Raw genomic sequence first — 21,944 nt, forward strand, 5'->3', positions numbered from 1 at the left:
CGCAGTGCCGCCGGGCAATAAAACCTTAACAGGACTCACTTCAATGGCATACACCACTTTTTCACAGACGAAAAATGACCAGCTAAAAGAACCAATGTTCTTTGGTCAGCCGGTTAACGTGGCTCGCTACGATCAGCAAAAATATGACATTTTCGAAAAACTGATCGAAAAGCAGCTCTCCTTCTTCTGGCGTCCGGAAGAGGTTGACGTCTCGCGTGACCGTATCGACTATCAGGCACTGCCGGAACACGAAAAGCATATTTTTATCAGCAACCTGAAGTATCAGACGTTGCTCGATTCCATTCAGGGTCGCAGCCCGAACGTGGCATTATTGCCGCTGATCTCCATCCCGGAGCTGGAAACCTGGGTTGAAACCTGGGCGTTTTCGGAAACTATCCATTCCCGCTCGTACACCCATATCATTCGCAATATCGTCAACGATCCGGCGATGGTGTTTGACGATATCGTCACCAACGAGCAGATCAAAAAGCGCGCCGAGGGTATTTCCTGCTACTATGACGATCTGATCGAACTGACCAGCTACTGGCATCTGCTGGGTGAAGGCACGCACACCGTCAACGGCAAAACCGTGACCGTGAACCTGCACGAGCTGAAGAAAAAACTCTATCTGTGCCTGATGAGCGTTAACGCGCTGGAAGCGATTCGCTTCTACGTCAGTTTCGCCTGCTCCTTCGCGTTTGCCGAGCGCGAGCTGATGGAAGGTAACGCCAAGATTATCCGCCTCATCGCCCGCGACGAAGCACTGCACCTCACCGGTACTCAGCACATGCTGAATCTGCTGCGCTCCGGTGCGGATGACCCGGAAATGGCGGAGATTGCCGAAGAGTGCAAAGAAGAAAGCTATAAACTGTTCGTGGAAGCGGCGCAGCAGGAAAAAGAGTGGGCAGATTACCTGTTCCGCGACGGCTCGATGATCGGCCTGAACAAAGACATTCTGTGCCAGTACGTCGAGTACATCACCAACATTCGTATGCAGGCGGTAGGGCTGGATCTGCCGTTCCAGACGCGTTCTAACCCGATTCCGTGGATCAACACCTGGCTGGTGTCTGATAACGTACAGGTGGCGCCGCAGGAAGTGGAAGTCAGTTCTTATCTGGTCGGTCAGATTGACGCTGAAGTCGATACTGACGATCTGAGCAGTTTCCAGCTCTGATGAGCCGCATTACCCTGAGCCGGTCTGGCACCCAACTGGTGTGCCAGGACGAGCATTCATCGCTACTGGCAACGCTGGAGTCGCACCGGGTTGAGGTGGAGTATCAGTGCCGCGAAGGCTACTGCGGCTCGTGCCGCTGCCGTCTGGTCACCGGGCAAGTAGACTGGCTCACCGAACCACTGGCGCTTATCAACGAAGGGGAAATTTTGCCCTGCTGTTGCCGGGCGAAAGGCGATATCGAAATCGAGATCTAATTCTGCCGGGTGGCGCTACGCTTACCCGGCCTACAACGTTCGTAGGCCGGGTAAGGCGAAGCCGCCACCCGGCTTTTTATTTACTTCTTCTCTTTCAGAAACTGTACTGCTTTGTCCGGGAAGTCGGTAAAGACGCCATCGACCTTCGCCTGATTGTACAGCACGTCATACAGCTGATTGACATCGGTGGTGTACTCCGGCAACTGGTCAGCCCGCACGGTGTACGGATGCACCTGCATCTTGCTGGCATGCGCGTCTTTTGCCATCTCCGTCAGCTTCACGTTCCCCGCCGTTGACCCTTCCGCCACCAGCATGTGGTAATCCGGGCCAATACCGTCGGCGTATGTCGCAATCTGCGCCATCGCGCCTGGTTTGAACATCCAGTCGTAGCTGTAGTTGATCCATTTCCCGTCTGGCTGTTTCTGCTGCGTTTCATTCCAGTCGGTATACGCAATGAGCTGCACCAGATTCAGGTTCATGCCCATTTTCGGCTCAAGCTCATTTTTGATGCGTTTCAGTTCGTCGGCATCAAAAGACTGCAGATAGACTTTGTCGTTCTTACTGGTGTAACCGTACTTTTTCAGTACCTCCAGCGTCGTCGCGGCGATGTCCTTGCCTTCCTGATGGTGGAACCAGGGCGCCTTGATTTCCGGGTAGATACCGATATTTTTACCGGTCGAGTGGTTCAGCCCCTGAACAAACTCAATCTCTTCCTCAAAGGTATGAACACGGAAATCGGATTTCCCCATCGGGAAACGACCCGGGAAGACCTGCACTTTCTTGCCGTTCACGAGATCAAACCCTTCGGTAAACTTCAGCGATTTGATTTCGTCCAGCGTGAAGTCGATGGCGTAATAACGCCCGTCCTTACGGGCGCGATTCGGAAAGCGTTCGGCAACATCGGTCACACGGTCAAGGTAATGGTCATGCAGCACCACCAGCCGGTTATCTTTGGTCATCACCAGATCCTGCTCGAGGTAATCCGCCCCCTGCGCATACGCCATCGCTTTCGCCGGTAACGTATGTTCTGGCAGATACCCACTGGCGCCACGGTGAGCGATAACTATCGCATCCGCCGCCACTGCGGTGAAGCTGCTGACCGCACCGGCCAGCAACAGGCCGATGGTCAGACAATTACGGGTTAATTTCATGTTGAATCTCCTTATTCGCCGCGTTTCGCCAACAGTTCCTGATGGTGACGTTTCTCGCCAAACATAACGATGATTAACAGCAGTACCGCCAGAACGCTGCCGCCGATCATGACATAGAAGCCCGCATCCCAGCCGAAGAAATCAACGGTGTAGCCCACAATGGCGCTCGCCGCGACCGACCCACCGAGGTAACCGAACAGCCCGGTGAATCCGGCTGCCGTCCCTGCGGCTTTTTTCGGTGCCAGTTCCAGTGCGTGCAGGCCGATCAGCATAACCGGACCGTAAATCAGGAAGCCGATGACAATCATACACACCATATCGACGGTCGGATTGCCCGCCGGGTTCATCCAGTAAACGATAGTCGCAATGGTTACCAGTGTCATGAAGAACACGCCCGTTGCGCCACGGTTACCTTTAAACACTTTGTCCGACATCCAGCCGCAGATCAGCGTTCCCGGGATCCCTGCATATTCATAGAGGAAATAAGCCCAGGACGATTTATCCAGCGCAAAGTGTTTCACTTCTTTCAGATAGGTCGGCGACCAGTCGAGAATGCCGTAACGCAGCAGGTAAACGAACACGTTGGCAAACGCGATGTACCACAGCAGCTTGTTCGGCAGAACGTACTGCATGAAGATTTGCTTCGCGGTCAGCTCTTCTTCGTGCTTCTCGCTGTAGTCGTCCGGGTAGTCGTTCTTATACTCTTCAATTGACGGCAGTCCGCAGGATTGCGGCGTATCGCGCATCATCGCAAAGGCGAAAAGCGCCACCAGAATCGCGCCAAAGGCAGGCATATACAGCGCCGCACGCCAGTCGTTAAACCACGCCATCCCGAGCAGGAACAGCAATGGCGGGATCCCGCCGCCGACGTTATGCGCACAGTTCCACACTGACACGATGCCGCCACGCTCCTTCTGCGACCACCAGTGCACCATGGTACGACCGCACGGCGGCCAGCCCATGCCCTGGAACCATCCGCACAGGAACAACAGCACAAACATGATCATAATACTTGAGGTGGCCCAGGGCACGAAGCCCATCACCAGCATCACGGCAGCAGCAAGAATCAGACCCGCTGGCAGGAAAATGCGCGGATTCGAACGGTCCGACACCGAGCCCATGATGAATTTCGAAAATCCGTAAGCGATTGAGATCCCTGACAGCGCAAAGCCGAGATCGCCGCGAGAAAAGCCTTGTTCAACGAGGTAAGGCATTGCCAGGGCAAAGTTCTTACGAACCAGATAATACGCGGCATAGCCAAAGAAAATCCCCAGAAAAATTTGCCAGCGCAAGCGACGATAAAGCGGATCGATCTGCGCTTCCGGCACGCGCGCTTTATGCGGCGCGGGTTTAAAAATGCTCAACATGATAGCCTCCGTGGCCCTTTTTGCTTGTGATAATAACCTCATAAAAAATAAGTAAATTCATGAGGTTAAAATTTATGACCGCGATGGTAAGAGATTTGACTTAGCGTTACTGTGAAATATCGCACATATTGTTACATATTTATGACAGAGAGTTCCAATATGAGCACGGAATCACGTTTCATTTTCGTTTCTTGCTCGAATGTGCTCGAAATCAAACAATACACACTTTTTTTGTGGCTAAATGAAAATCAGGAAAATCATGAGGGATAACAACAATGATGCCTGATACTCGTGAAAGCGATGTCATCATTATCGGCGGCGGCGCCACTGGCGCAGGTATAGCCCGGGATTGCGCCCTGCGCGGTCTGCGGGCCGTGCTGGTCGAACGTTTTGATATCGCCACTGGCGCCACTGGACGCAACCACGGATTGCTGCACAGCGGTGCGCGATATGCCGTCACCGACAGCGAATCGGCGCGCGAATGTATCGCCGAAAACCAGATCCTCAAACGCATTGCACGTCATTGCATTGAGCCCACCAACGGCCTGTTTATCACCCTGCCGGAAGATGACCTGGCGTTTCAGAGCACATTTATTGCCGCCTGCCAGCGAGCGGGTATTGAGGCGGAAGCGCTGACGCCCGCGCAGGCGCGACGAATTGAGCCGTCAGTCAACCCGACCTTAACCGGCGCCGTCAGAGTGCCGGACGGTACGGTCGACCCCTTCCGTCTGACCGCGGCAAATATGCTTGACGCCCGCGAACATGGCGCCACCATTCTTACCGGCTGCGAAGTCACCGGGCTGGTGCGCGAAGGCGACCGCGTGCGCGGCGTGACGCTCTGGAATCACAACAGTCGCGAAACCCTGACGCTGTATGCGGCAGTGGTGATCAACGCCGCGGGGATCTGGGGGCAACGAATTGCGGAATATGCCGACCTGAAAATCCGCATGTTCCCGGCGAAAGGGTCATTGCTGATCCTCGACCATCGCATTAACCAGCATGTGATCAACCGCTGCCGTAAACCGGCCGATGCCGACATACTGGTACCTGGCGACACCATTTCACTCATCGGCACCACATCGGTACACATTGATTACGACGATATCGACGACAACCGCGTTACGCCTGCGGAAGTGGACATTTTGCTGCGCGAAGGCGAAAAACTGGCACCGGTGATGGCGCAAACGCGCGTGCTGCGCGCCTATTCGGGCGTTCGCCCGCTGGTCGCCAGCGATGACGATCCGTCCGGGCGCAACGTCAGCCGCGGCATCGTGCTGCTCGATCACGCAAAACGTGACGGCATGGAAGGCTTTATCACCATCACCGGCGGCAAGCTGATGACGTACCGTCTGATGGCGGAATGGGCCACCAACCTGATTTGCGACAAGCTCGGCAACACTCCCCCCTGCACGACCGCCGAACGTCCGCTGCCTGGCTCGCAGGAGCCTGCGGAAACCACGCTGCGCAAGATTGTTTCCCTGCCGACGCCGTTACGCGGTTCCGCCGTTTACCGGCATGGCGACCGCACGCCCGTCTGGCTGGGCGACTCCCGTCAGCACCGTAGTCTGGTCTGCGAATGCGAAGCCGTGACCGCCGGTGAAGTGCAGTATGCCGTGGAGAATCTGGCGGTGAAAAACCTGCTTGATCTGCGTCGTCGCACCCGCGTCGGCATGGGCACCTGCCAGGGCGAACTATGCGCCTGTCGCGCCGCCGGGCTGTTACAGCGCTTCAACGTCAGCACGCCTGCACAATCCCTGACGCAATTGTCGCAGTTCCTTAACGAGCGCTGGAAAGGCGTGCAACCGGTCGCCTGGGGCGATGCGCTGCGCGAAAGCGAATTCACCCGCTGGGTTTACCTTGGTTTGTGCGGCCTGCAAAAGGAGCATCAGGATGAAGTTTGATACGGTGATTATTGGCGGCGGCCTGGCCGGATTACTCTGCGGGCTGACGCTGAACCAGCACGGACTACGCTGCGCTATCGTCAGCCGCGGGCAAAGCGCGCTGCACTTCTCATCAGGCTCGCTGGATCTGCTCTCTGCGCTGCCGGATGGCGACGCGGTCACCGATATCCGGAGCGGGCTGGAAAAACTGGTTACGATGCTGCCGGAACACCCTTACGCCCGGATCGGCATTGAAAGCGTGCTGGACTATGCGCAGGAAACCGAACGTCTGCTGCGCCAGTGTGGCGTGACGATGCAGGGCAGTGCCGCGCAGCATCATCAGCGCATCACCCCGCTCGGCACACTGCGCAGCGCCTGGCTCAGCCCTGCCGAAGTGCCGGTGATGCCGTTGCCCGGCAAACGTATCGGCATCGTCGGCATCAGTGGTTTTCTCGATTTTCAGCCGCATCTCGCCGCCGCCTCGCTGAATCAGCGTGGTTTGCAGACGGACACATTAGAGATCGACCTGCCGGAACTGGACGTGCTACGCGACAGCCCCACTGAATTCCGCGCCGCAAACATTGCCCGCGTGCTGGATGACGAACCCGCCTGGCCGGTGCTGCTGGCCGCGCTGGAGCCGCTGGCGCAACAACGCGACATGCTGTTAATGCCCGCCTGTTTTGGCCTGCAGAATTCGCGCCTGTGGCAGTGGCTTAACGAGCGACTTCCCTGCCCGCTCCGCCTGCTGCCGACGCTTCCCCCGTCGGTGCCAGGCATGCGTCTGCACGGCGCATTACAGCATCAGTTTATTCAGACGGGCGGAACCTGGCTTGCGGGTGATGAAGTGGTGAATGTGAGCCATCAGGACGGCACTGTCAGCGCCGTCTGGACGCGCAATCACGACGACATTCCGCTGCGTGCGCGTTCCACCGTGCTGGCCAGTGGCAGCTTTTTCAGCAATGGTCTGGTCGCCACGCGCACCGGTGTCCGGGAGCCGATCCTGGGTCTGGATGTGCAGCAGGCCGCGTCCCGCAGCGACTGGTATCAACAGGATTTCTTTGCTTCTCAGCCCTGGCAACGTTTCGGTCTGGTGACCGACGACAATCTGCACCCGTCGCAGAACGGCACCACGTTTACGAACCTGTTCGCAGTGGGATCGCTGATCGGCGGTTTTGACGCCATCCAGCTCGGCTGCGGCGGTGGCGTCAGCGCCATCACGGCTCAGCATGCGGCCCGACAAATCCTTTCCCAGGCAGGAGGCCAGTCATGAACGATACTCGCTTCGAAAGCTGCATTAAGTGCACCGTCTGCACGACCGCCTGCCCGGTAAGCCGGGTCAAGCCGAGCTATCCGGGGCCAAAACAGGCAGGCCCGGACGGTGAACGTCTGCGCATTAAAGACGGTGCGCTGTATGACGACGCGCTGAAATATTGCATTAACTGTAAACGCTGCGAAGTCGCCTGCCCGTCTGACGTGAAAATTGGCGATATCATCCAGCGCGCCCGGGCGCAGTACAGTCGGCAAAAACCGACGCTGCGCGACACGATCCTCAGTCATACCGATTTAATGGGTACGCTTTCCACGCCCTTTGCGCCGATCATCAACGCCACCACCGGGCTCAAACCGGTGCGTCAGTTGCTGGATATCGCGCTGAAAATCGATCACCGCCGCACACTGCCGAAATACGGCTTCGGCACCTTCCGCCGTTGGTATCGCAGCGTGGCTGCCGAACAGAGCACATTTGCCGATCAGGTGGCGTTTTTCCACGGCTGTTACGTCAATTACAACCAGCCGCAACTCGGCAAAGACATGATCCGCGTGCTCAATGCGATGGGCACCGGCGTGCAGTTGTTAAGTAAAGAGAAATGCTGTGGCGTGCCGCTGATTGCCAACGGTTTTACCGATAAAGCGCGCAAGCAGGCACTCACCAACGTCGCCTCAATGCGTGAAGCGATCATCGACAAGCAAATCCCGGTCATTGCCACTTCATCGACCTGTACGTTTACCCTGCGCGACGAATACCCGCATCTGCTGGATGTCGATAACAGCGGGCTGCGTCAGCACATTGAGCTGGCGACGCGCTGGATCTGGCGCAAGCTGGACGCCGGGCAGACGCTACCGCTGAAGCCATTGCCGCTGAAAGTGGTGTATCACACCCCGTGTCATATGGAAAAAATGGGCTGGTCGCTGTACACCCTGGAACTGCTGCGCCAGATCCCCGGTCTCGAACTGACGGTGCTGGATTCGCAGTGTTGCGGGATCGCCGGAACCTACGGCTTTAAATCTGAGAACTACCCCACCTCGCAGGCCATCGGCGCACCGCTGTTTCAACAGATTGAAGAGAGCGGCGCGGACCTGGTGATCACCGATTGCGAAACCTGTAAATGGCAGATTGAAATGTCCACCAGCAAGCGCTGTGAACATCCGATTACGCTGCTTGCGCAGGCGCTTGCCTGAGCGTAAACGTCCGCCAGCACGAGGCTGGCGGACAGTCTTGCTAGTAACTCTCCTTTTCGGTCCCATTCTGTGCCGCAGGCCGGAACATCGCCAGACGGTTATCCAGCGCCTGCGTATAGAGCAGCGTATCAACGCCCACAGCGACGAAGTTCGCGCCCCATGCCAGGCATTTTTGCGCCATCGCAGGCTCTACCGCCAGAAAACCTGCCGCCTTACCGGCAGCACGGATCCGGCGAATCGACTGTTCGATAATGCGCTGCACATCCGGGTGTCCTGGATTGTCCGGGTAACCCAGCGAAGCAGAGAGATCGGCCGGGCCAATGAACACGCCATCGATGCCGTCTACTGTCAGGATGTCATCCAGATTATCCAGCGCGGTTTTGCTTTCCACCTGAATCAGTAAACAGAGCTCTTCATTGGCCTGCGCCATGTAGTTTTCGACTCGTCCCCAGCGTGCCGCCCTGGCAACGCCCGCCCCGACACCACGCACGCCAACGGGTGGATACCTGGTAGCCGAGACGATATCCCGCGCCTGTTCTGCGCTGTCCACCATCGGGATCAACAACGTGCGCGCACCGATATCCAGCACCTGTTTAATCAGGCTGCGGTTACCGTCGACCGGGCGGATCACCGGCTGGCTGGCATAAGGGGCGATGGCCTGCAACTGGTGATAAAGATCCTGAATCGTGTTCGGCGCATGTTCACCGTCAATTAACAGCCAGTCGTAACCCGATGTGGCGGCAATCTCCGCCATGTATGACGTTGTTGAGCTTAACCACAAGCCGATCTGCGGTTCTCCCCTGCGTAATCCGGCCTTAAACGGGTTTGCTAAAATCGCGTTCATAGTCATCCTTTTCCGTTAATGTTGTGTGCCGTCAGGTTGCGGCATAGCACGGGTAACGCTCAGCGAGAAAATGATCACCGTGCCGATAATGGCTACGCAAGCCAGCGTCAACAGCCCGGCCGCGTTGCTGGCAAAAAACGTCTCCGCCTGCACACGCATGATCGGCGCCAGAAAACCACCAAACGCGCCGAACAGATTGATAAAGCCAATACCCCCCGCCAGGGCGGTGCCAGACAGCATCTGTGTAGGGATCGTCCAGAACACCGGTTGCACCGCGATCACACCAATGGCTGCCACGCACAGCGCGACAATCGCCAGTACTGGTGAAACCAGACCCGATACGCCGATACCAATCGCTGCCGCCAGCAGGGTCAATGCCGCCACGTTGCGACGTTCGCCGGTACGATCTGAGTAGCGTGGAATGAACCAGGTACCGAACAGTGCCGCTACCCATGGGATCGCGGTCACCACGGATGCCACAAAGCCGACTTTCGTCCCCAGCAGTGCCGCAACCTGAGTCGGCAGGAAGAAGATCAGGCCATACACCGCCACCTGAATGGTCAGATAGATAATCGCCAGTTGCCAGACACGCCCGTGGCGTACCGCGTCCGACAGACAAGAAGTGACTTTTGTCTCCTCTTCGCTGGCGAGCTGGCTTATCAGCGCCTGTTTTTCCGCTGCGGTCAGGAAACGCGCCTGTTGCGGTGTGTCATCCAGCCAGAAGAAGGTAAATACCCCTGCGCCCACCGCCAGCAGCCCCTCAATCACAAACATCCAGAACCAGCCGGGATTGCCCATAAAACCGTGCATTTCCAGCAATGCACCGGACAACGGCGATCCCAGCGTCAATGCCAGCGGCGCCCCCATGTAAAACAACCCCATAATGCTGGCGCGGTTTTGCTGCGGGAACCACTGGGAAGTCAGGTAAATCATGCCCGGGAAAAAGCCCGCTTCGGCCGCGCCCAGCAAGGTGCGAACCAGCAGGAATTTACTTTCAGTATCGGCCCATGCCATGGCGGCAGATAAGAATCCCCACACCAGTGTGGTGCCGCCAATCCAGTATCGGGCGCCAAACTTGCGCATCAGCAGGTTGGCTGGCACGCCGAGAAAGGCGTACACCACAAAGAAGATCCCGGCGCCCAGCGCATAGGCTTCATTGCTTAACCCGGTATCCAGTTGATAGGTCTCTTTAGCGAAACCGATGTTCGAACGGTCGAGAAATGCCAGCACATAAAGCGCCAGCATAAACGGGATCAATCGCGCCCGGTTTTTCTTCACAACGCTGTCCAGTAAAGTGCTCATTACAATATCCTCAGAGGATGGCCGCGCGCCGGGCGCGGCATGACCGTATTAGTGGCTGTATGGACGCTTAAGATTGCAGTCGCGATTCAGTTCGACACCGAAACCCGGTTTATCCAGCACGTTTTTGTGAATACGGCCATTCACCGGTACCGGTTCATCCAGCAGGACGGGATCAAACTGCGGACGCAGAGTCGAGCAATCCGGGCTGGTCATCAGGAATTCACTGAACGGCGTATTAGTGAAAGTGATAACGGCATGGTGTGAGTAGACGGACGAACCATGCGGCACGACCAGTTGACCGCGGGCTTTGGCGATGGCGGCAATTTCCACCAGTGTGGTTAAGCCACCGCACCAGCCAATGTCTGGCTGCATGATGTCGATGCCGGTTTCCGACAGTGTCCGGAAGGATTGCAGCGTGCCGTGGTGCTCGCCGCTGGTCACCATCATCCCCGCAGGCGCATTGCGCTTAAGTTCACGGTAGCCTTCAAACTGCTGCGGCGGCAGGCATTCCTCAATCCATTTAAGATTCGACGGCGCACAGGCATGGGCCAGTTTAGTGGCGTAGTTGACGTCCTGGCTCATCCAGCAGTCGAGCATCAGCCAGAAATCCGGGCCGCATTTTTCACGATACTCCGCCACCATCGCTGAATCTTTGCGGATACCTTCATCACCGTCGTGAGGACCCCAGTGCGTTGGCATTTTGCCGCCAATAAAGCCCATCGCTTTCGCCAGATCCGGGCGCGCACCGGTGGCGTAGAACTGGATCTCATCGCGTACTGCGCCACCGAGCAACTTATACACTGGCAGCCCGACCACTTTGCCGAACAGATCCCACAGTGCCAGATCCACGCAGGAAATGGTGTTCATCACCAGACCGCCGGAACCGGAATAGTACATGGTTGCGCCAAGCATCTGATCATGGATGAGCTTGATATCGCTGACACATTTACCTTCGATAAAGCGATTGAGGTGTTTTTCGACGATAAAGCAGCCCATTTCCCCGGCAGTCGAAATAGCAAAGCCCGTCTGTCCGTTGTCGGCTTCCACTTCCACGATCAACGTCCCGATAACGTTAATGCCAAATGACTGGCGCGACTGCTCATACTGTTTGTATTTACTCATCGGCGTGGCGATGTGGTCGTCAATCCAGTGGTTGGCGCCCTGGTCGTGATAATCGCCGCCACCGGCGCCTTTCTCTGCGGTGGCACCACCGAGAAACCAGGCACGGACATGTTTAATTTTTGGTAGGGTCATGATGTTTTCCTTCTTATGAGGCTTGTTGTTCAAAATGACTTTTCCATCCCAGCAAGCGGGAAATGTCTTTTGCGCAGGCAATCGCCTTACCGGCGAGGTAATCACGATTGTCTTCGTTGATTTGCAAACGGGTGCCGACAACAGAAATTGCTGCCGTGAGTTCGTTGCTGGCGTTAAACACCGGAGCCGCCACACAGCGTACATCGGGATAATCTTCGCCGTTGTCATAGCTCCAGCCGCGGGCGCGGATCCGTGCCAGTTCTTCTTTGAACTGTTGAGCGTCGGTGATGGTGGTCAGGGTGGTTTTTTCCCACGCCAGCCCGCCGATAATTGTTTCCTGCGCCTGAGCTGACTGCCAGGCCAGCAGGCATTTGCCAATCCCGGAACGGTTCAGTGACAGGCTTTTGCCTTCATGCGAGCGAACGCTGATGGTTGCCGGAGACTCGATTTTGAGGATGTAGTAGGCATTATCGCGATCGATAATCCCCAGGTGGCAGAGCAGTCCGCACTCATCCATCAACCGTGTCAGTCGTGGGCGTGCCAGCTCACGCAGGTCCATCCGGCTGACCGCATGCCCGGCCAGCTCGACCAGTTTGGTCCACAGGCAATAGTTGTCCTGGATGTCCATGCTGAGGAAGCGCTGTTTTTTCAGCTCGCCCAACAGCAGATATGCGGTGCTTTTTGGGATCCCCAGCTCATCAATGATGGTTGCCGCACTGCACGGACCACGACGAGCGATGAGATCGAGAATTTCGATGGCGCGGGTGAGCGCCGGAACTTTGCTTGATTCCAACATACTGGACTCCAATCCTGAATACTGGAATCAGTGTTGCGATTGTCAGGCGGCTAATTTGTGAGCGGCGTCAAACTGCGGGTCTGTTCCAGCAGGCCAGACAGATCGCACCGCTAAAATGCGATCGTCCGCACAGAATTTTTCATGAGGAGTACAGTGGGCTGGACAACATCACGCCGGGACGAACGTCCCGGCGGGCAGGAATGATTAGAAAGAGAGGGATTCAACGACAGTGATCCAGCCATGTTCGCTGGCAATTTCCTGACCGTTGAGCCAGCGGCGCAGCATGTTCAGCGCCATCATCGCCCCCACTTCCTGACGGGTTTGCAGATTGTGGCGGTTAGTGCTGAACTTCACGCGCAGCGCCCATGTGCCTTCCGCCGTCGACAGCGCAAAATTAAGGTGGTCCGTTTCCAACCCACTCACCGCCAGCGCGACACCAGCAAAATGGTTCACGCGACGTTCCGCCGTCCAGTGCGCCGTTTGCGCCAGCGTTTCCGGCTGAGGCGGCACCACTTCACTCGCCAGCAGCGGCGCACCTTCCCGGTTTAACTGCAGAGCAATCAACCCGCCGGTAAACTGCTCGCTGAGCGTCAGGCTGAGCTGTTTCTCCTGCAGGCGGCGGGAAATCTGCGCCGCCAGCCCTTCGGTGCCCTCAAAAATCAGGCTTTCACCGGCGACTTTTTTGACCTCAGGCCACAGCGCCAGCATCGCTTCACGCTCGCTCGCCGGTCCCGTGAGTTTCAGTTCGATGATCGGCATCGACGAACGGTAGCCCATTGTGACGCCCGGTGGTAACGGGAGCGGATCGAGCGCCTGAGCGAGATCACTCTCAGAACGGCCAAACGTGGTCAGACGCAGGCAGAGCGGCGGCTCCGGCAGCGCAAAACGCGCGCGCAGACGCGGCAGAATCTCGCGCTCCACCATCACTTTAAATTCGGACGGTACGCCAGGGGTGAAAAACATCAGGCAGCGATTCAGTTGTACCGCGAAACCACAGGCAGTCCCGACCGGGTTATCGACCAGTTCCGCACTGGCGGGAATTTCCGCCTGTTTGCGATTGCTCGGCGCCATCACCCGCCCACGCTCGGAAAAGAACGTTTCCATGTGCGTAAGCCAGGCTTCGTGCAGCACCAGCGATTCGCCTTTTGCCTGTGCGGCGGCCAGCGCGCTTAAGTCATCACTGGTCGGCCCAAGTCCGCCGTTGACGATCAGCACATCGGCGTGTTCGCTACGCTCGCGCAAAATTGCAACCAGATCATCAAGGTTATCACCCACCGTATTGCGGCGCGTTAGCGGTAATCCCTGATTAAAAAAGACATCTGCAAGCCAGGCGGCATTGGTATCTGTGATTTGCCCGTGCAGCACTTCGTCGCCAGTGGACAGCATCTCCACGTTGATCATCGTTTTCTCCAGCAAAAGAGGACGGCTTACTATAGCGCAATCAGCGGGCTGGAAAAAAAGAAAACTGGCGCGGCAGAGCGCCGCGCCGGAGGATCAGAACCCTGCGCTGACGCCCACGTACGGACCGTCGGCCACAGCGTTATCACGATGACCGTCTTTACCGGCCAGATTCAGGTAACGGTAACCCGCTTCTACGGTGATCGGGCGCATGATGGTCCAGCGCGCACCAGCGTTGGCTTCCTCGTAGCTGTCAATGCCGCTGGAGAGCGAATCCGGCGAATAGTAGTACTCACCAAACAGGCCGAAGCTGCTGCCGATTTTCCATTGCAGGCCGCCGCCCACTGCCGCCGCATAGCCTTCGTCACCGGCGTTCGGGTTGGTGTAAATCCCCTTACCGCCGACGGTGGCCAGGAACGGTCCTACCGGTACGTTCAGGCCGAGACCCAGACCCGCAACATCACCATCGTCATCGTTGTGCGTCCAGTTGCCGCTTAACGCCAGCCCGGACGTGTCGGTGCCAAACCCGACGCCAATGTTGGTGTAGTCTTTGCCTGCTTGCCCGCTGATGCTGACCGCATTGGCTGCGGCTGAAATACTCATCAGCGCAGCTAATCCAACTAATGCTTTTTTATTCATTTTTTGTATTCCGGATAAGAAAGAAAGTTAACGTCCCAAAACCGATGGATTGTACAACTGAAACGCGAAGAATCAATGAACTAATAAAGCGAAAAAACATCGCTAATGTAATTAGTTACTCATTTTTTTGGCATTGCGAAAGCAAACGGGAATGGATTCGACAGAACAGACATGTTGCCCAGGATCAATAACCTGATTCGGAATTTTACTTAAATTAAGTCCCGAAATTAAACGGAAATTAACATTTTCTCTAACGTTTGTCGGGAGATAAAGATGAGCAAGAAAGGACTTACCACAGCAGCAGGCGCGCCGGTCGCACATAATAATAACGTCGCGACCGCCGGTCCGCGCGGGCCCATGTTATTGCAGGACGTCTGGTTCCTGGAAAAACTGGCCCATTTCGACCGTGAAGTGATCCCTGAACGTCGTATGCATGCCAAAGGTTCCGGCGCTTACGGCAAATTCACCGTCACCCATGACATCACCCGCTACACCCGCGCAAAACTGTTCTCCGACATTGGCAAAACCACCGACCTGTTTATCCGCTTCTCCACCGTGGCCGGTGAACGCGGTGCTGCCGATGCCGAGCGCGATATTCGCGGTTTTTCCATCAAGTTTTATACCGAAGAAGGTAACTGGGATCTGGTCGGTAACAACACCCCGGTGTTTTATCTCCGCGACCCGCTGAAATTCCCTGACCTGAACCACGTTGTTAAACGTGACCCGCGCACTAACCTGCGCAACCCGACCTATAAATGGGACTTCTTTTCCCATCAGCCGGAATCACTGCACCAGCTCACCATCGATTTCAGCGACCGCGGCCTGCCGCGCTCCTACCGCAACATGCACGGTTTTGGTAGCCATACCTTCAGCTTTATCAACAGCCACAACGAACGTTTCTGGGTGAAATTCCACCTGAAATCCGTGGAAGGCATTGCCAACCTGATGGATGACGACGCGAAGCGCCTGGTAGCGGAAGACCGTGAAAGCTCTCAGCGCGATCTGTTCGAATCCATCGAAAAAGGTCAATTCCCGCGCTGGAAATTTTATGTGCAGATCATGCCGGAAGCAGAAGCCGCCACCGTGCCATACAATCCGTTTGATCTGACCAAAGTGTGGCCGCACGGCGACTATCCGCTGATTGAAGTCGGCGAACTGGAACTGAACCGCAACCCGGACAACTATTTTGCTGAAGTTGAGCAGGTGGCGATGTCGCCTGCCAACGTCGTGCCGGGCATTGGTTTCTCGCCGGACCGCATGTTGCAGGGCCGCCTCTTCTCCTACGGCGACGCGCACCGCTATCGTCTGGGCGTGAATCACCATCAGATCCCGGTGAACGCGCCACGCTGCCCGTTCCACAACTACCATCGCGATGGCGCGATGCGCATTGATGGCAATAGCGGCAACGGCCCGACCTACGAGCCGAACAGCTTCAACGTTTTCCAGGAGCAGCCGGATTTCAGTGAACCGCCGTTAAGCCTGGAAGGCGCCGCCGATCACTGGAACCAACGTGAAGATACTGACTATTTCAGCCAGCCGCGCAAGCTGTATGAACTGCTGAGCGATGAAGAGCATCAACGCATGTTCGCGCGTATTGCGGATGATATGAAAGACGTGCCGGAATTCATTCAGCAGCGCCAGATTGGCCTGTTCAGTGAAGTTCATCCGGAGTACGGTGCTGGTGTCGCCGCAGCACTGGCGGCACTGAAAGCCGGGCAGTAAACGGCTCCCGTTACTCTTCGTGGCACTGAGCCGCAACCCAGTGTTGTAACGCACGGCGGGAGATTTTTATCCCGCCGTTTTTTATGTTCTCCGGCAGGGCCAGCCAGCGACAGGGCTGCTGAAATCCCGCCAGTTTATCTTTCGCCCAGCCAGCCAGCGCAGGCAGCACGTCCGCTGATTCACACTCGACTACCGCGACCGGGCGCTGACCAAATTCGGCGTCATCCAGCGGCACGACAAACACCTGACGCACCTGCGGATGACGGGCGATCACCCGCTCCACCGCTTCTGGCTGCACGCCTTCGCCACCACTGAAAAAGAGATTATCCAGCCGCCCGGCAATCACCAGCCGACCGTCGCGCCACTCACCGCGATCACGAGTCGCAAACCAGCCTTCGTCGTTGACCAGCGGCGTCAGTTGCCCGTCGCGCCAGTAACCCGCCGCCATGTTGTCCGCTCGCAGCCAGACCTCGCCGTCAACGAGACGGACCTCTCTGCCGGGTAACGGTACGCCGACATCATCTCCGCCGTCTGCCACTTTGGCGCAGACCGTCGAGGCAAACTCCGTCAGCCCGTAGCCACAGAATGTCGCGATACCCTGACTGCTGGCCTGTTCGGTGAGATCCACCGGGATAGCGGCACCACCCAACAGCACCGCGCGCAGCGTCAGGGACGCGTTATCTTTTAGCAACCGCCAGAGCTGGGTCGGCACCAGCGAGGCATGACTACAGCCATCCAGCGCCTGTGCGAGCGGGCGCTCACTGACGGCCAGTTGTGCACCGGAAAGCAGCCAGCGCCAGACAATGCCCTGCCCGGAAACATGAAACAGCGGCAGCGAAAGTAACCAGCAGTCCGGTTGCTGAAAAGGGATCAGCGACAGCACGCCCTGTGCGCTCGCCAGATGCGCGGCGCAGGTATGCACTGCCGCTTTGGGTAAGCCGGTAGATCCTGAGGTCAGCGTCATGGAGGCGAAGCGTTGCGGCTGCCATGGCAGCGCGAAATCACCCGCATGTTCAACAAGTCGCAATGGCGTGAGCGAGTATGTCTGCGCGCCGTTTTCCATATCCAGCAAAAACGTCAGCGTCAGGCCGGGAGTCAGCGACGCCAGTTGCCCGGCGGGCAGTTTAGGGTTGACCGGCAGAATGCGCGCGCCGCACTGCAGCAGCGCCAGCCAGGCCAGCAGCGTCTGCTCGCTGTTGCGGGCGCGCAGCATGACGCCATCGCCCTCCGCGACGCCCTGCTGCTGAAAACCGCTCGCCAGCCGATCCACCCGCTGACAGAGTACCTTCCAGCTCAGCGTGACGTCATCCAGCCGCAACGCCGGGCTGTCGCCCTGTACCGCGCGCCAGTGACGCCACGGCCAGTCGGTAAACGTCACAACAGCGGCTCCAGCATGGTGCTGTCAAGACAGGGCAACTCGCTCCCCGGCCAGCAACGCAGCAGCTGCGCCTGCATCAGGTTTAGCGTATCCAGCCCCGGAATAGTGTCCGGCGTCAGCCAGGCGGCGATGCGCGCCAGTTGCGTCAGCCCCAGACTGGATTCTATCGAAGAACTGATAACTGCCGTCAGTCCGAGCTGATGCGCGGCGGCGACCTGTGCTTTCACTTTCTCGAGGCTGCCGGTCAGCGTCGGTTTGATCACCACCGCCTTCACACCAGGCTCTGCGACGAACGCAAAATCCGCCTCCCGCAGGCTTTCGTCCCAGGCAATGGCAATGCCTGTTTCACGGGCAAACGTGCGAGAATCGTCGCGGGTTTTGCACGGCTCTTCAAGAAATGCGATGCGCGAGCGGTAGTCCGGGTTAACGTATCTGGCGAACTGCTGTGCTTTCAGCGGCGTCCAGGCGCGATTGGCATCAAGACGCAGATGCAAATCAGGGATCGCTTCCAGCAACAGGTTCACCACCATCCCGTCGCGCACGGCTTCGTACAGCCCCACTTTCACTTTGGCGACCTTTTCACCCGGCATATCAGCAAGCTGGAGTACCAGATCATCAGGATCGCCGGTACACAGCGGCGCCGCACGGTAATCCGCCGTCTGCGGCAGTGCATCCTCAAGCTCGGCCAGCGCGCAGCTCAGGCCAAACGCGACCGACGGTAATGACGGGAGTGGCAGCGCTGAACCCTGTCGCCAGGCTTTCAGCCAGTCGATGGCGGCTTCCTGCGCGGCTTCCAGCGTTTCCTGGCTGAACCCCGGCAAAGGAGAGATTTCGCCCCAGCCTTCGCGTTCGCCTTCTGTTAAACGAACCACGAGACCATCGCGGGTTTTCAGTCGCCGTTCCCGCAGTACCACGCCCGCGTCCATGGGGATCTGCCAGCGATAAAGCTGTACGCAACGCATTACGGATTCCGTTTATATTTGCTGAAGTCCGGCTGGCGCTTCTCGTTAAACGCGTTGCGCCCTTCCTGACCTTCTTCCGTCATGTAGAACAGCATGGTGGCGTTGCCCGCCAGTTCCTGCAGCCCCGCCTGCCCGTCACAGTCCGCATTCAGCGCCGCCTTCAGGCAACGCAGCGCCATCGGGCTGTTTTGCAGCATTTCACGGCACCAGCGCACGGTCTCTTTTTCCAGACTCGCCAGCGGCACAACGGTGTTGACCAGCCCCATATCCAGCGCCTGTTGCGCATTGTACTGACGGCACAGGAACCAGATTTCACGCGCTTTCTTCTGACCGACAATGCGCGCCATATAGGAAGCCCCCCAGCCGCCGTCGAAGGAGCCGACTTTCGGTCCGGTCTGGCCGAAAATGGCGTTTTCCGCAGCGATCGTCAGATCGCACATCATGTGCAGCACGTGGCCGCCACCGATGGAATAACCGGCGACCATTGCCACCACCGGTTTCGGGCAGGTGCGGATCTGGCGCTGGAAATCGAGGACGTTCAGGTGATGAACACCGGAATCGTCCTGATAACCGCCGTAGTCACCACGCACTTTCTGGTCACCACCGGCGCAGAATGCTTTGTCGCCTTCCCCGGTCAAAACGATGACGCCGATATTGTCGTCGTAACGTGCATCCGCCAGCGCCTGAATCATCTCTTTGACGGTCAGAGGACGAAATGCGTTACGAACCTGCGGGCGGTTGATGGTGATTTTGGCAATGCCGTCCGTCGACTTCTGATAACGAATGTCGGTGTAGCCTTCGGAACAGTCATGCCATTCAACCGGCGCGTAAAGCATTGTTTCATCAGGGTAGATCATAGAGAGTCCTTTAGTCAGAGACGCAATATCTGAGCCAGACGTTCGGTCACGTCATCGGGGTTTTCCCGGTGCGCGTTGTGTCCGGCGTTATGAATCAGGAAGCAAGGCGCAGCCAGCTCTTCGGCAATCGCCCGAAATTTGCTGTCGCGCTCGCCACATAAGTACCAGAAAGGATAGTCGCGCTGACGTAATGCCGGACGTAAATCGTCCTGCACTGCCAGCGATGTGGCCTGCAGCATGGCAGCCAGCGCAACACCATTATTTTGCGCGCGAAGCGCCACCAGCACCTCACGCTGTTCCGCCGCCAGGGTGGCGAAAACCGGCTGCTGATACCAGTCGTGAAACAGCTGGCGCAACGGCTCGGTACGAAAACGCGCGGCCCAGGCGTTGTCGGAGCGCAGGCGTTCCGCGCGCGCTTCAGGCTGTTGCAGGCCAGGGTGACCGCCTTCAACGATGATGCCCGCCAGACCGCTCACATCAGGCTGGCAGACATAGTCCATCGCAATGCGGCCGCCGAGCGAATATCCCACCAGCCAGTAATTTAGTATGTTGTAACTAACTAACGTGGCGTGAAGCAGTTTGCGCACGTCAGTGAAATCCTGTGCCGTCACCGCCGCAGAACCGCCGTGACCGGGGAGATCAACGTACAAACGTGAGTAGTCGCTCAGCCGCTCGCCCACTTCCTGCCACTCGCGGCAGTCGCCGGAAAAGCCATGCAGAAAGACCAGCCATGGCTGCGCCGGATCGCCTCGCCGGGCGACAGCATGCAGGGTCATAGCGTGCTGACCTGTGCCAGCAGCTGTTGCAGCGTCTGCGTGCCGTCCGTGTCGTTGACCACCAGCTCAATAACCGTGGTGACCGGCGCGCCCCATGCCCCCTCGAGCGCGGATTCCAGCGCCTGCCAGTCTTGCGGGCAGTGATAGCGTAAACCAAACATGGCGGCGGCATGCTCAAAATGGACGTTCTGCGGCATGCTGTAAAAACGCTCGCGCGCCTCTGGCGGCGTCGGCAGCAGAGAGAAAATCTGCCCACCATTGTTGTTGACGATAATCAGCACCAGCGGCGCGGAAGTCTGCCGCAACAGCGACAGCGCGTTGAGATCATAGAGGGCGGAAAGATCGCCGACGATGGCAAGCGTAGGTCTGGCGCTGGCGCGCTGAACGCCAGCCGCGGTGGAAATCAGCCCGTCGATGCCACTGGCGCCGCGGTTACTGTAGACCGGGTATCCGGCCGGAAGCTGGCCCAGCGCGTCAATCAGGCGTACTACCAGGCTGTTGCCGACAAACAGTTGCCCCTGCTCCGGCAAATAGTCGCGGATACGGTGCGCCAGTTGCGCTTCGCCGAACGCGTCGCGTTTTGCCACGACCGCTTCCCAGGCCAGCGCTGATAACTGCGGGATTTCCGTGCTCCATGGCCTGCGACTTTCTGCCGGGTGCAGTTCCAGCCAGCGCTCAACGCTGCTGACCAGACGACGCCCACGATGATGCGCCGGATCAAGCCGTCCGGTCAGGTTATCGACCAGCCAGTATTCCTGCGGTTCGCAGGTTTGCTGCCATTGCAGCAGGCGTTTGCCGGTCAGACTGCTGCCAAGCTGTACCACGATTTGCGCCTTCGCCAGTTCCGCCACCGCACGGGCATTGCCGAGCCAGAGGTCCGCGCAGGGCAGCGGCTGCCCCGTTTGCGACAACACGTCGCTAATCAGCGGCCAGCCGAGCGTTTGCGCCCATTCGGCCACCCGCTTACCTTCGGCGGCACTCATTCGCCCGGCAACCACCACGCCACGCCGCTGCCGCCAGAAAAACCAGTCGCGCTGCTTCTGGCTCTCCAGTTGAATATCTTCCCGCAGCCACGGTTTGTCGCTTTGCCACCAGTCACCCAGTTGTTGCTGCCAGTCGAGGCCGGTCTCATCCAGCTCACCATACAATGGTTCGGCAAACGGGCAGTTGATATGCACACCGCCTGCGTGTTGCTGAGCGATGGCATTATCGAGAGTGGAAACCAGCCAGCGCGCCGGGATATCCTGGCTCGGACGCGGTAACGAGAGGGCTTGCGTCGGGTGTGACGCGAACATGCCCGGCTGCCGAATCGCCTGATTCGCGCCGCAGTCAATCAGTTCCGGCGGGCGATCCGCGGTCAGCAGGATCAGTTTTTCCCCGGTCAGACCTGCTTCAATCAACGCCGGATAGAGATTCGCCACCGCCGTGCCGGAGGTGACAATCACGGCCACCGGCTGTTTACTGACTTTCGCCAGCCCCAGCGCCAGATGCCCCAACCCGCGTTCGTCAAAATGGGTATGGTGAATGAGTGAGCGATTTTCTGCCGCCGCCAGTGTCAGTGGTGTCGACCGCGAGCCAGGCGCGATGCAAACATGCTGCACGCCGTGGCGAGTTAATGCTTCCAGGATCACCGCCGCCCAGCGTCGGTTAAATGCGCTTACTGACATGAGTTTGTCCGGTATCAATATTGCGACTCAGTATAGATAATACGGAAGGATGGGTTTTTGATATGA

The 21,944-nt window shown here is 57.8% G+C and carries 19 protein-coding genes; 6 read left to right on the forward strand and 13 right to left on the reverse strand.

All coding sequences use genetic code 11. The annotated features are described in order from the left end of the window. The first annotated feature begins 43 nt into the window (after window positions 1–43). On the forward strand, window positions 44–1,174 hold the full coding sequence (nrdB, locus tag AOY23_RS09965) for a class Ia ribonucleoside-diphosphate reductase subunit beta (protein ID WP_054179258.1): 1,131 nt from the start codon (window positions 44–46) through the stop codon (window positions 1,172–1,174). Continuing rightward, window positions 1,174–1,428 (forward strand): class I ribonucleotide reductase maintenance protein YfaE, encoded by a 255-nt coding sequence (gene yfaE, locus AOY23_RS09970; protein ID WP_054179259.1) that lies wholly within the window; start codon window positions 1,174–1,176, stop codon window positions 1,426–1,428. Before nrdB ends, yfaE begins: the two co-directional genes overlap by 1 nt. Before the next feature lie 80 nt (window positions 1,429–1,508). Here yfaE and glpQ read toward each other — a convergent pair whose 3' ends face one another. Continuing rightward, window positions 1,509–2,579, reverse strand: a complete 1,071-nt coding sequence (gene glpQ / locus AOY23_RS09975; RefSeq protein WP_054179260.1) for a glycerophosphodiester phosphodiesterase — start codon at window positions 2,577–2,579, stop codon at window positions 1,509–1,511. 11 nt (window positions 2,580–2,590) lie between these two features. After that, complete coding sequence (glpT, locus tag AOY23_RS09980; RefSeq protein ID WP_054179261.1) at window positions 2,591–3,946, reverse strand: glycerol-3-phosphate transporter; 1,356 nt, start codon at window positions 3,944–3,946, stop codon at window positions 2,591–2,593. A gap of 278 nt (window positions 3,947–4,224) precedes the next feature. Between glpT and glpA the strand changes: the two genes are divergently transcribed. The 3 genes from glpA to glpC are packed head-to-tail and all read left to right on the forward strand — an operon-like array spanning window position 4,225 to window position 8,283. Next, window positions 4,225–5,847, forward strand: a complete 1,623-nt coding sequence (gene glpA / locus AOY23_RS09985) for an anaerobic glycerol-3-phosphate dehydrogenase subunit A (protein ID WP_054179355.1) — start codon at window positions 4,225–4,227, stop codon at window positions 5,845–5,847. Next, window positions 5,837–7,096, forward strand: a complete 1,260-nt coding sequence (gene glpB, locus AOY23_RS09990; protein WP_054179262.1) for a glycerol-3-phosphate dehydrogenase subunit GlpB — start codon at window positions 5,837–5,839, stop codon at window positions 7,094–7,096. Before glpA ends, glpB begins: the two co-directional genes overlap by 11 nt. Further along, a complete protein-coding gene (gene glpC, locus AOY23_RS09995; RefSeq protein ID WP_054179263.1) occupies window positions 7,093–8,283 on the forward strand; it encodes an anaerobic glycerol-3-phosphate dehydrogenase subunit GlpC in 1,191 nt (396 codons plus the stop codon). Before glpB ends, glpC begins: the two co-directional genes overlap by 4 nt. 40 nt (window positions 8,284–8,323) lie before the next feature. Here glpC and yfaU read toward each other — a convergent pair whose 3' ends face one another. From yfaU to AOY23_RS10025, 6 genes are all read right to left on the reverse strand, one after another. Further along, window positions 8,324–9,127 carry a 2-keto-3-deoxy-L-rhamnonate aldolase gene (gene yfaU, locus AOY23_RS10000; RefSeq protein WP_054179264.1) on the reverse strand — a complete coding sequence of 268 codons (804 nt, stop codon included), beginning with the start codon at window positions 9,125–9,127 and terminating at the stop codon, window positions 8,324–8,326. A gap of 15 nt (window positions 9,128–9,142) precedes the next feature. After that, window positions 9,143–10,429, reverse strand: coding sequence for an MFS transporter (locus tag AOY23_RS10005; RefSeq protein ID WP_054179265.1), 1,287 nt, complete (start codon window positions 10,427–10,429; stop codon window positions 9,143–9,145). 48 nt (window positions 10,430–10,477) lie between these two features. After that, complete coding sequence (rhmD, locus tag AOY23_RS10010; protein ID WP_054179266.1) at window positions 10,478–11,683, reverse strand: L-rhamnonate dehydratase; 1,206 nt, start codon at window positions 11,681–11,683, stop codon at window positions 10,478–10,480. Window positions 11,684–11,696: 13 nt separating this feature from the next. Continuing rightward, complete coding sequence (locus tag AOY23_RS10015) at window positions 11,697–12,479, reverse strand: IclR family transcriptional regulator (protein WP_054179267.1); 783 nt, start codon at window positions 12,477–12,479, stop codon at window positions 11,697–11,699. A 204-nt stretch (window positions 12,480–12,683) separates the two neighbouring features. After that, window positions 12,684–13,880 (reverse strand): nicotinamide mononucleotide deamidase-related protein YfaY, encoded by a 1,197-nt coding sequence (locus AOY23_RS10020; RefSeq protein ID WP_054179268.1) that lies wholly within the window; start codon window positions 13,878–13,880, stop codon window positions 12,684–12,686. Window positions 13,881–13,973: 93 nt separating this feature from the next. Continuing rightward, on the reverse strand, window positions 13,974–14,516 hold the full coding sequence (locus tag AOY23_RS10025; protein ID WP_054179269.1) for a YfaZ family outer membrane protein: 543 nt from the start codon (window positions 14,514–14,516) through the stop codon (window positions 13,974–13,976). Between the two features lie 273 nt (window positions 14,517–14,789). Here AOY23_RS10025 and katA point away from each other — a divergent pair, with 273 nt between their 5' ends. Next, complete coding sequence (gene katA, locus AOY23_RS10030; RefSeq protein ID WP_054179270.1) at window positions 14,790–16,238, forward strand: catalase KatA; 1,449 nt, start codon at window positions 14,790–14,792, stop codon at window positions 16,236–16,238. 10 nt (window positions 16,239–16,248) lie between these two features. Here katA and menE read toward each other — a convergent pair whose 3' ends face one another. Genes menE through menD form a run of 5 tightly spaced genes read right to left on the reverse strand, consistent with a single transcriptional unit; the run spans window position 16,249 to window position 21,878 of the window. Continuing rightward, window positions 16,249–17,616: an o-succinylbenzoate--CoA ligase gene (menE, locus tag AOY23_RS10035; protein WP_054179271.1), complete on the reverse strand. Its 1,368-nt coding sequence runs from the start codon at window positions 17,614–17,616 to the stop codon at window positions 16,249–16,251. Continuing rightward, a complete protein-coding gene (menC, locus tag AOY23_RS10040; RefSeq protein ID WP_054179272.1) occupies window positions 17,613–18,578 on the reverse strand; it encodes an o-succinylbenzoate synthase in 966 nt (321 codons plus the stop codon). The genes menE and menC overlap by 4 nt, the downstream gene beginning before the upstream one ends. Beyond that, entirely contained in the window at window positions 18,578–19,435 is an 858-nt protein-coding gene (menB, locus tag AOY23_RS10045; RefSeq protein ID WP_054179273.1) for a 1,4-dihydroxy-2-naphthoyl-CoA synthase, read from the reverse strand. Before menB ends, menC begins: the two co-directional genes overlap by 1 nt. Before the next feature lie 14 nt (window positions 19,436–19,449). Next, on the reverse strand, window positions 19,450–20,211 hold the full coding sequence (gene menH / locus AOY23_RS10050; protein WP_054179274.1) for a 2-succinyl-6-hydroxy-2,4-cyclohexadiene-1-carboxylate synthase: 762 nt from the start codon (window positions 20,209–20,211) through the stop codon (window positions 19,450–19,452). Next, window positions 20,208–21,878 (reverse strand): 2-succinyl-5-enolpyruvyl-6-hydroxy-3-cyclohexene-1-carboxylic-acid synthase, encoded by a 1,671-nt coding sequence (gene menD / locus AOY23_RS10055; protein WP_054179275.1) that lies wholly within the window; start codon window positions 21,876–21,878, stop codon window positions 20,208–20,210. The genes menH and menD overlap by 4 nt, the downstream gene beginning before the upstream one ends. Window positions 21,879–21,944 lie beyond the last annotated feature (66 nt).

The organism is Trabulsiella odontotermitis (genome assembly GCF_001297775.1).
GTDB classification, from domain to species: Bacteria; Pseudomonadota; Gammaproteobacteria; order Enterobacterales; family Enterobacteriaceae; genus Trabulsiella; species Trabulsiella odontotermitis.